The following is a 9235-nucleotide window of genomic DNA, read 5'->3' as shown; positions in this document are numbered from 1 at the left end:
CAACAGCCCCCCGCCCACGCCCAGCAGGCCGCTGGCCAGGCCGGCCACGGCCCCCACGCTCCCCAGGGCTGCGAGGGTCGCCTGCCGCGGAGCCGCCGCTGCGGCTTGGACCGCGCGGGGCCTGATCAGCAGGGCCAGCCCCACGTAGAGGGTGGCCTGCAGGGCCAGCAACAGAGAGCCCTGCAGGCCCATGCCCAGGCGGCTGCAGAAGGCGGCGCCGAGGCTGGCACCCAGGGCGATGGCCGCCCCGCTGCGCAGGGGCAGGGTGCGGCTGCGCAGGTGCGTCCAGGTGCCGCCCAGCGTGGTGGGCACAATCGCCAGGGTGMTGGTGGCCAGGGCCTGGTGGGGCTCCAGCCCCAGCAACAGCAGCAGCGGTGAGAACACCAGCCCCCCGCCCACGCCCAGCAGGCCCGAGAGCACTCCAGCGAGCAGGCCCAGCGGCAGGAAGGGCAGCAGCTCGCTTGCTTGAGGGATCAATCTGGAGGGATGCAGTCCACGGCACCAGCATTCTCCAGTCCTGGGCGGGACGGCCCCGAGGGGGGCCGCCCCGGGCGCTGGTTGCCTGGCAGCAGCCTGGGGGGTGACTGGCAGATGGCCATCGACGCCTGGTTGCTGGCCCAGGAACGCCCCGCCTTCCGCCTCTATCGCTGGCTGCGTCCGACCCTCTCTCTGGGCCGTCATCAGCGCCGCTGGCCCGAGCACTGGCAGGAGCTCGCTGCCGCGGGCCGGATCGAGCTGGTGCGTCGCCCCAGTGGCGGCAGGGCCGTGCTCCATGGCGGTGATCTCAGCTACGCGCTGATCTGGCCCACGCCCCCGCCGAGCAAAGTGCAGGCCTACGCCGAGGCCAGCACCTGGCTGCGCCGGGCCTTCGCGCAGCTCGGCCAGCCTCTGCTGAGGGGCAACGACCGGTGCTCGCTGGCCTCGGCCAACTGCTTTGAGCTGGCCACGGCCGCCGACCTGGTGCATGCCGATGGCAGCAAGCGGATCGGCAGCGCCCAGCTCTGGCGTGGTGGCCGGCTGCTCCAGCACGGTTCGATCCAGCTCGCCCCCCCTGCCGGCCTCTGGCAGGAGCTGTTCGGCAGGCCCGCCCCTTGCCTGAGGCCGCTTGCCTGCGCCGGGGCTGAGCTTGAAGCGGTGCTCCAGACAGCGGCCCGGCAGCACCTGCCCTTCCCACTGGCGGAGCTCAGTCCTGAGCCGTTGCGTGCCAAGGAGCTGGCCGCAGTGGCGGAGCTGCTGGGGCTCGGCGAGGGTTCAGGTGCCGGCGTTGGCTGAGGACTGGGCCTCACCGGAGGCCACCATGCCGCGCACCACCTGGGGCAGGGCCAGGCCGAGCGGGTAGATGTTCTGCCGCCTGGCCGCTTCCAGCAGTGGTGCAGGCAGCTTCAGACCCAGTTTCTGCAGCACCGCCTCGCCCAGATCGGGGCGCTCCAGCGTGCCGCAGGGCAGCCCTGCCGGACTGAGCACGAGCAGCCTGGTGGTCTTGTCGGTTTCGAGCAGTTGCACCGCCTGCCAGAGCGGCGCCGTTTCGGGGATGGACGGCAGGCTGGACAGGGGCCTGAGATGGTCGGCGATGCGGTCGGTGTCCCAGCGCTGCACGGGAATCTCCTTGAGGGTGGCGTCGTCGATCACCCCCTGCCAGCGACCGCGCTCGCACACCAGCAGCCAGTCGGCGCTGCCCACCGGACTGGGCTCGGTGAGCCGCACGCGGCTCACCTCCCGCAGGGAGGCGTTGGCCTCCAGGACCCGGAAGCGGCGCGCAGCGGCCTCCTTGACCTGAAGGGTGCTGAGGGCACTCTGGAGTGCCAGCAGCTGCTGCTGGTTGCGCACGGCGCCCAGACCGAACCAGCCCAGCAGGATCAGCCAGGCTCCACCGATGCCCGCCCCCCGCAGCAGCAGCAAGGTGCCCAGGGCCATGGCCCCGAAGGCCAGAAAGCGGCCACAGGCGTTGGCCACTTCCACGCCGCGGCGCTGGCTGCCACTGGCCTGCCACACCAGCGCCTTGACGATCAGGCCGCCGTCCAGGGGCAGGCCGGGCAGCAGATTGAACAGGGCCAGCACCATGTTGAGGGTGCCGAGCTCCGACACCATCGCCCCCAGCCAGGGGGCCACGTGGCTGGCCGCATGGGTGGAGGCGAGCAGCGAGACCCCCAGCACCAGGCTCACGGCCGGGCCGGCCGCCGCCACCTTCAGGGCGCCCATGGCCGTGCTGCACTCCCGCTCCACACTGGCCACTCCCCCCAGCAGAAAGAGGGTGATGCTGCGCACCTTCACGCCCTCCCCCAGGGCCACAAACGAGTGGCCCAGCTCATGCAGCAGCACGGACACGAACAGCAGCAGGGCCGTGCCCAGGCCCAGACCCCAGAGGCCGGCGGCTCCAACGCTGGCACTGAGGCCAGCGCTGTACTGCTGCTGGAAGGCCGCGGTGGCCACCAGCAGGATCACAAACCAGCTCGGGTGAATCCGCAGCGGGATGCCGCGGATGCTCATCAGCTGCCAGCCCTCACCCACGGCGTTCACCCATAGCGTTCGTCCCGGATACAGGCGGCGCTCCGGCGGTTGTCCCTGATCCTAGAAAGCTGCTTGCCTCCCCGCCGCCGAGACCGATGCCGATGCGGCCCACCACCCAACTCAAGATCTGTGGGCTGCGCGATCCCAGCCAGGCTGCAGCGGTGGCAGCCCTGGGGGTGGAGGCAATCGGCGTGATCGCGGTGCCGTCCTCGCCCCGTTTCGTGGCAGAGGCCAGGCGACCGGCCCTGTTCGCCGCCATCGAGGCCGTCGCTCCTGCCTGTGCCGGTGTGCTGGTGGTGGCGGACCCCGGCGAGGAGGGCCTTGCCGCGCTGCTGCCGGAGCGGGGCCACCGCATCCTGCAGCTGCATGGCCGCGAGAGTCCTGACCAGTGCAGTGCCCTGCGGCGGCGCCTGGGCTGCACGCTTTGGAAGGCCCTGCGGATCCGCTCTGGCGCCGATCTGGACCAGGCCCAGGCCTATGAAGGCCATGTGGATGCCCTGTTGCTCGATGCCTGGGTGCCGGATCAGCTGGGCGGCACGGGTCATCGGATTCCCCTGGACTGGCTGGAGCGCTGGTCCAGCCCCCTGCCGTGGTGGCTGGCCGGCGGCATGGCGCCCGAACGGGTCGCCGAGGTGCTCGCCAGGGTGCGTCCCACCGGGCTGGATGCCTCGAGCGGTGTTGAGCGGGCTCCGGCAGACAAGGACCTCAACCGCGTGGCGGCCCTGGTGAGCGCCGTGCGGGGTCGCCCTGCGGCGCCTTGAGGCGGGTCGGAGCGCCACGATCCTGTGACCCGTCAGGATTGGGGCCCATCACGACCAAGCCCATGCTGTCTCCGCAAGCGTTGCGCCAGGCCGGCCTCGCCGCGCTGCTGGTGCTGAGCGGCATGCCCAGCCAGGCCCAGGACCTGGTGGGATGCCAGCTCCTCGATGGGCAACTCTCCTGTGTGCCTGGGGTCAGCGCCGATCCCGAGGCCCAGATCCGGGCTCTGCGCCAGCAGATCGCCGGCACCATCAGCCAGGAGGATGCGGTGGAACAGAGCATCAAGGGCCTGGAATCCCTGGAACTGGCGGGCGAGGCCAGCGAGGGAGCCCTGCTCCAGGCGGTGGCCGATGCTGATGCCCTGGCGGCCCTGCCCGCTTCGGCCTACCACTGGTATCGCCTGGCGCCGGATGACGGCACCTGGCTGTTGATCAGCACGGCCGCAGGCCCCACCTATCGGCTCCAGGCTGAGGATGTGGGCCGGGAGGTGATGCTCGTGATCAGCGTGGATGGCGGGGCTGGCCGTTCTGAATCGAGGGCGAAGCCAGCTAGCCGCCGGCAGGCCAGCCCGCCGGTGGGGCCGATTCGACCCTGAGCACGGCCTCAGCTGAGAGGCCTTGCGGCTCAGGCTCAGGTCGAGAGAACGGCTTCCTGCTGTTTCACGAGCTCAAAGAATTCCGCCTTGAGGCTCGGGTCATGGCGGAAATCTCCGCGGACAATGGAGTTCACCATGCTGGTCTGGGGTTCTTTGACCCCACGCCACTTCATGCAGTAATGCTGGGCCTTCACCAGAATCGCCAGCCCCTGGGGCTTGCAGAGGCGCTCGATTTCATCAGCCAGGATCATCACGGCTTCTTCCTGGATGTGCGGCCTGGAGAACACCCAGTCGGCCACGCGGGAGAATTTGGACAGGCCGATCACCTGATCGCCGGGCTTGATCCCGATCCAGCAGTTGCCGAGAATCGGCACCAGGTGGTGGGAGCAGGCCGATCGCACTGAAATGGGGCCAACGGTGTAGATCTCATCCAGCTTCTTCACGTTGGGGAAGCTGGCGATCTTGGGCTGGTGGTGATAGCGACCCTTGAACACCTCGTGCAGGTACATCCGCGCTACGCGCTCGGCGGTTTCCTCGGTGTTGTGGTCGTTGTCGATATCGATCACGAGGCTGCGCAGCAGTTCGCGCACCTTGCCTGCCACTTCGATCTCGAGCTGATCGAGCTCACCATCCTGGAGGTGGTTGGCGATGTTGTCGTTGGCGAAGAACGCCACGCCCTCCTTCTCGAGACGATCCCGAATCCGCAGGGAAATCGGCATGGGAGTGGTGTTCGGTGCCGAGCCGCTGGCACTGATACTGGAAGGGAACGTGGACGTCATAGGAGTTCAGAGCGCGCCGGCGGCCGGCATAAGGGTCAGATCGTCCACCACCTGGGTGGCGGGCTGTTGGGCCAGGTACAGCAGGGCGTCTGCGGCCCGCTCGGAATCAAGCATGGCATGGCGATCGAATGAACTGTGGACGGTTTCACTGTCCCAGAGGGGAGTATTCACCGCACCCAAGGTGAGCGTGCTGACGCGAATGCCGTGTTCACGCTCTTCGACAGCCAGGCAGCGGCTGAGCGAAGCCAGGGCCGCCTTGCTGACGCAATAGGCGCCCCAGTCGCGGAAAGCCTGATGCGCGGCATGGCTGCTCACGTTGATGATCAATCCCCCTCCCCGGGCCCGCAGTCGAGGCACCAGGCACTGGCAGACCTGGAACACCGCCGTGAGATTGAGCTGCAGAAGCTGCTGCCACTGGGCCAGGGCCATGGTGGTCAGAGCCCCGGTGCAGGCCATGCCCGCATTGTTGATCACCACATCCGGTTCGAGTCCCCGGGAGCAGAGATCCGCCAGGCCCGCTGCCACGCGCTCGGGCTGGCCGAGATCGATGGGCTCGACCTCTACCCGCTGCCCCAGGGCAGCCAGCTCAGCCGCCTGCTCAGCCAGGGCCTGGCCGTCGCGAGCCAGCAGCAGCAGATCGAAACCTGCTGCCGCAAACCGCCGAGCTGCTGCAGCCCCAATCCCTCGGGACGAGCCTGTGATCAGAACTGTGGGCAAGGGGGGCGGGGCGACGACGGCTCGGAAGGTTGGAGACCGAGGACCTCGGTGAGGACCTTCCAGGCGATTAACTCAAACCTTAAGAGCTGAGCGAGCGCTCTGGGGCACCTGATTCCAGCACCTGGCCCATGCGGCGAAACTTCTCGTAGCGCGTCTGCTGCAGAGCGGCTGCGTCCAGGCTGCTCAGCTGGCCGAGGTGATCGAGCAGGGCGGCCTTGAGCGTGTCGGCTGCCTGCAGGGGCGCCCAGTGGTTGCCGCCGGAGGGTTCCGATAACACCTGATCCACAATTCCGAGCCTGAGCAGATCTGATCCGGTGATCTTCAGGGCCTCAGCGGCCTCGGGAGCCTTGCCGGCGTCGCGCCACAGGATAGAGGCGCAGGCCTCCGGGGACGCCACGGTGTAGACGCTGTGCTCAAACATCAGCAGCCGATCGGCCACGCCGATGCCGAGCGCACCGCCGGATCCCCCCTCCCCGATCACCGTGGCCAGGATCGGCACCCGCAGCCGGAACATCTCGCGCAGGTTCACGGCAATCGCCTCGCCCTGGCCCTGTTCCTCAGCCAGCACACCGGCATAGGCGCCAGGGGTGTCGATGAAGCTGAGGATCGGCAGTCGGAAGCGGTCGGCATGCTCCATCAGGCGCATCGCCTTGCGATAGCCACCGGGGGAGGCCATGCCGAAGTTGCGGGCCACGTTCTCCTTGGTGTCCCGTCCCTTCTGGTGGCCCAGCAGCATCACGCTGATGCCGTTCACCCGGCCCACACCGCCCACCAGCGCCTGGTCGTCGGAGCCACGGCGGTCGCCATGAAGCTCCAGGAAGCTGTCAGTGATCAGCTGGATGTAGTCGAGCGTGCTGGGCCRCYRGRRGKGACGGGCCACCTGGATCTTCTGGGCGGCACTGAGGCCGTCGAAGATCTCCTTGCGGCGTCTGGTGGCCAGGGTTTCCAGCTGCAGCAGCTGCTGGCTCACATCCACCTCCGAATCGCGGGCCAGCTGGCGGATCTGCTCGATCTGATCCTCCAGTTCCACCAGAGGTTTCTCGAATTCGAGCAGAGCGCGGCGTGCCATGGGGTGGCTGGGGAACGGGGAGGATGAACGCCCTGGTCAGGCGATCGAAAGGGCGGGCGACGAGGAGCTGGCAGGCTCCAGGCCCAGGGATTGGAAGCCGTGGCGTAGGGAGGCCTCGCCGATCAGGTCCATGGCGGCCAGGTTGATGTTGTTGCGCCCCCAACTGAAGTTGGTGTGGATGTCCTCGAAGTCGAGCAGCATGGCCTCGGCGAAGCAGGCAAACATCTGCCGCTCCGGCACCGCCATCTCGGCCAGCTCCATCATCTGCCAGCCGATGTCCTGCCAGAACTCCACGATGCCTCCCTTGAGCACGTGGATGCCGGCGGCGGCGGCCTTGGTGTCGAGGTTCTTGGGGTAACCGCCGTCGATCATCAGGCAGGGACGCTTGAGGCTGTCCGTGTCGATGGTTAGGCTCTGGGGCAGGCTAGCCACCCAGACCACCACGTCGGCCTCCGGCAGGGCCTCCTCCAGGGGAAGGATCCTGCCTTCCCCCAGGCTCTCCTGCAGCGCCACCAGGGGCTGGGGCCGCCTGGCCACCAGCAGCAGCTCGCCAACGCCCGTGCGCTGCAGCCAGCGACAGACGGCACTGCCGATGTCGCCGCTGGCGCCCACCACGGCCACCTTGGCCCTGGCCAGGTCAATGCCCAGTTTCGGGGCGTTGCGTTCCACCTGCTGGCAGATCACCCAGGCTGTGTGGGTGTTGCCGGTGGTGAAGCGCTGCCAGTCGAGCTGAACGGCGCTGATGCGTTCTTCACGCAGCAGATTCAGATCTTCGAAAATGATGGATGTGAAACCACCGAGGGCCGTGATGTCAATGCCGGAGCGTTGCACCAGCTCCATGGCCTTGAGCACCTTGCGCTTGGCCGTCTTGAAACGACGCAACATCTCTGGCACGAACACCGAATCGATGTAGGCGCCCTTGATCACCTTGCCCGTTCGACTGGTCACCTCCACGTGCTCGACGAGCTGGGGAGGCGCTGAACACCACATGTCGAGGTCCCCATCGGCGAACTCGTCAAATCCAAGGGAGCGAGCCTTGGCCCTGGCCTCCTCAAAGCTGGTGGAGTGCCCGATGAGGCCGAACATGCGCAGAGATGGAGGATGTCGCGGACGCTACATCCTCCCATGGGGGGTGTGGGGCAGCGCGTCAGCCGACCAGAGCAGCAGCGGCCAGCTTGGCAATTTCGCGGCCGGTGAAGCCGATGTCCATCAGGGCTTCCTGGTAGGAACTGAGGAAATCGGCCATCAGATCTTCCTTGTCCATCAGCAGTACGGCGGCGTCATCGGCCACCTGATCGAGCATCTTGCGCACCAGAGGCAGATTCTCCCGGTTGGCCTGCTCGAGCTCCTCGCGCACAGTGTCCAGATTGGCCTTGAGCCACTCCTGGCCGTAGTTGAGGTGGGTGTACTCATCCTTGACCACCCCCTCGGTGATGCGGCGGGCGAAGGGGTCAGCCACCGGGATGTAGATGTGGTAGGCCGAAATGGCGAAGGCTTCGATCAGGATGGCCTGAATCAGCAGACAGGTGGTGACCTTGCCTTCCGCCAGGGCCTTCTGGAAGTTGCTGTGCAGCGGGGAGAAGAATTCCTTGGCGAACGGCATGTCCGCCGTGACGCTCAGGTTGTTGGCACAGGCGGTGAAGCCCCTCATGTGCTTCAGCTCCATGCGGGCCAGTTTGGCCAGCTCATCGGCCTGGTCAGGAATCAGGGTGCCCAGGGAGATGTAGTTGTCGTGGGCTTCCTGCTCACCCTCGATCACGATGGCATTGATGCGGCTGTAGGCGTCCTTGTAGGTGGAGCTGGCGAAATCCGGCAGACCGTCGGCCGGAGCCTGGCCGCTGCCGGCGGCACTGGTGGTTTCGATGACAGCAGGGTGGGCGACGGATGCCATAGGGGCCGCAGGTCAAGCAATCGCCAGACTGTAACCACCTTGGGTGGAACTGGGCCCAGCGGTTGTCCGAACAGCCACCCCGGGGCCGCCCGGCTCAGGCCCCCGCCTGTTGCCTCTGCGGGGGAACGGGCGGCCAGTCGCTGGCCAGCAGGGACTCCAGCCGGCGCGTCCACCCGTCCACCAGGCGCTCGAACAGGTCGGCCCCCAGGGCCGCCGTGGCCCCCTGGCTGTCACCGATCACGCCGCTGCCGGTGAGGTCGTGGCTCAGCCAGGCGCAGGGTGCCGCCCCCTCCAGGCTCCAGCCCTCGGGGGGCGCCGGTCCATCCACGCCATCGCGGGGGCGATCGGGTCCCACCAGTTCGGGGGCGAGATGCAGCATCAGGCTGGTTTCCGCCAGACCGGCATGGAGGCCCTGCAGCCGTTCGGCCTGGGGCAACAGCGGGCCCAGCCCCTCCGGCCCGCTCCACAGGAAGCAGGGCAACACGGCCATCTGGGGCGCGGCGGCCCGCAATTGCCGCGCTGCCGCCTGCAGCAGGGCGATCTGGCCGCCGTGGCCGTTCAGCAGCACGAGCCTGCGGAATCCGGCAGCAGCGAGTTGCTGGCCGATGCCCTGCACCAGCTCCACCACGAGGCTGGCCGGCAGGCTCAGGGTGCCGGGGAAGCCGAGGTGCTCCGGCGAGAACCCCAGGGACTGGAGCGGCAGCCGCCAGATCGGCCGATCGTCCGGCAGCCGGGCCAGCACCGCCTCCACCAGGCGCTCAGCGAAGACGGCATCGGTGCCGAGGGGCAGCTGGGGGCCGTGCTGCTCCACAGCGCCCCAGGGCCAGACCACGGTGCTGCCCTTGCGAGCCCCCGCCCGCTGCAGCGCGGGCCAGGTCAGAGCCATCAGTTCGCGCTGCAGGGGCATGGGGTATGGC

General features: G+C 68.1%; 10 protein-coding genes and 1 pseudogene. 3 read left to right on the top strand and 8 right to left on the bottom strand.

What is annotated here, in order from left to right; genetic code table 11:
* Window positions 1-477, bottom strand: a 477-nt coding sequence (locus IQ216_RS08260) for a TSUP family transporter (protein ID WP_228007291.1), incomplete at its 3' end; no start/stop codon positions are given.
* A 9-nt stretch (window positions 478-486) separates the two neighbouring features.
* On the opposite strand from IQ216_RS08260, the gene IQ216_RS08255 reads away from it, so the two are divergent.
* Window positions 487-1272 carry a lipoate--protein ligase family protein gene (locus IQ216_RS08255; protein WP_228007290.1) on the top strand — a complete coding sequence of 262 codons (786 nt, stop codon included), beginning with the start codon at window positions 487-489 and terminating at the stop codon, window positions 1270-1272.
* On the opposite strand, the gene IQ216_RS08250 is transcribed toward IQ216_RS08255, so the two are convergent.
* The gene (locus tag IQ216_RS08250; RefSeq protein WP_193815105.1) at window positions 1252-2508 is read right to left on the bottom strand and encodes a site-2 protease family protein; all 1257 of its coding nucleotides are present in this window, start codon (window positions 2506-2508) and stop codon (window positions 1252-1254) included. The genes IQ216_RS08255 and IQ216_RS08250 overlap by 21 nt on opposite strands.
* 101 nt (window positions 2509-2609) lie before the next feature.
* Here IQ216_RS08250 and IQ216_RS08245 point away from each other — a divergent pair, with 101 nt between their 5' ends.
* Both IQ216_RS08245 and IQ216_RS08240 read left to right on the top strand, forming a co-directional pair.
* Window positions 2610-3269 (top strand): phosphoribosylanthranilate isomerase, encoded by a 660-nt coding sequence (locus IQ216_RS08245; RefSeq protein WP_186696622.1) that lies wholly within the window; start codon window positions 2610-2612, stop codon window positions 3267-3269.
* 62 nt (window positions 3270-3331) lie between these two features.
* Window positions 3332-3862 carry a hypothetical protein gene (locus tag IQ216_RS08240; protein ID WP_193815104.1) on the top strand — a complete coding sequence of 177 codons (531 nt, stop codon included), beginning with the start codon at window positions 3332-3334 and terminating at the stop codon, window positions 3860-3862.
* Window positions 3863-3897: 35 nt separating this feature from the next.
* Here IQ216_RS08240 and folE read toward each other — a convergent pair whose 3' ends face one another.
* From folE to IQ216_RS08210, 6 genes and pseudogenes are all read right to left on the bottom strand, one after another.
* The gene (folE, locus tag IQ216_RS08235; protein WP_193815103.1) at window positions 3898-4641 is read right to left on the bottom strand and encodes a GTP cyclohydrolase I; all 744 of its coding nucleotides are present in this window, start codon (window positions 4639-4641) and stop codon (window positions 3898-3900) included.
* A gap of 6 nt (window positions 4642-4647) precedes the next feature.
* Window positions 4648-5358, bottom strand: a complete 711-nt coding sequence (locus IQ216_RS08230) for an SDR family oxidoreductase (RefSeq protein ID WP_193815102.1) — start codon at window positions 5356-5358, stop codon at window positions 4648-4650.
* Between the two features lie 79 nt (window positions 5359-5437).
* Window positions 5438-6427, bottom strand: a pseudogene (locus IQ216_RS08225) (acetyl-CoA carboxylase carboxyltransferase subunit alpha).
* 36 nt (window positions 6428-6463) lie between these two features.
* A complete protein-coding gene (locus IQ216_RS08220; RefSeq protein ID WP_186696617.1) occupies window positions 6464-7513 on the bottom strand; it encodes a long-chain acyl-[acyl-carrier-protein] reductase in 1050 nt (349 codons plus the stop codon).
* Window positions 7514-7574: 61 nt separating this feature from the next.
* On the bottom strand, window positions 7575-8318 hold the full coding sequence (locus IQ216_RS08215) for an aldehyde oxygenase (deformylating) (RefSeq protein ID WP_193815101.1): 744 nt from the start codon (window positions 8316-8318) through the stop codon (window positions 7575-7577).
* A gap of 94 nt (window positions 8319-8412) precedes the next feature.
* Window positions 8413-9225, bottom strand: coding sequence for a creatininase family protein (locus tag IQ216_RS08210; protein WP_193815100.1), 813 nt, complete (start codon window positions 9223-9225; stop codon window positions 8413-8415).
* Between the last annotated feature and the right edge of the window lie 10 nt (window positions 9226-9235).

Source organism: Cyanobium sp. LEGE 06143 (assembly GCF_015207535.1).
Classification (GTDB): Bacteria; Cyanobacteriota; Cyanobacteriia; order PCC-6307; family Cyanobiaceae; genus NIES-981.
This window is presented reverse-complemented; position numbering and strand designations above follow the sequence as displayed.